The following is a 438-nucleotide window of genomic DNA, read 5'->3' on the forward strand; positions in this document are numbered from 1 at the left end:
CGTCGTAAAGGAAAGACTCGACAACCCAAAGAAACATGTGGGACATTTAGAATTGGCACATCAATTGCCAAACGTCCTAAAGAGGTCAGGAATCGTGAGACTTTTAGCCACTGGGAGCTTGATACTGTGGTGTCTTCCAGAGGCAAAAGCAAGGGCTGTTTAGCGACCTTGCTGGAGCGAAATACGCGCTTTTACTTAGCTTTCAAGATACCAGACAGAACAGCCAAATCCATGTTTTCAGCCATCAAACAACTTTGTAAGCTATTTCTAAAAGAGGCTCTTAAAACCTTCACTCCAGACAGGGGAAAAGAGTTTGCCTGCTATCCTCTGGTAGAGAACTTAGGAATTTCCTTTTTCTTTGCGGACGCCTATTCATCCTGGCAGAGAGGAAGCAATGAAAACGCAAATGGCTTACTAAGAGAATATTTCCCAAAGAAA

Annotated in this window: 1 protein-coding gene; it reads left to right on the forward strand. The window is 43.4% G+C overall.

Going from position 1 to position 438, the window contains the following annotated elements; translation table 11 throughout:
* On the forward strand, positions 1-438 hold a 438-nt coding region (locus HMPREF2867_RS02570), incomplete at both ends, for an IS30 family transposase (RefSeq protein WP_141750982.1).

It is taken from the genome of Streptococcus sp. HMSC064H09, assembly GCF_001812625.1.
GTDB lineage: Bacteria > Bacillota > Bacilli > Lactobacillales > Streptococcaceae > Streptococcus.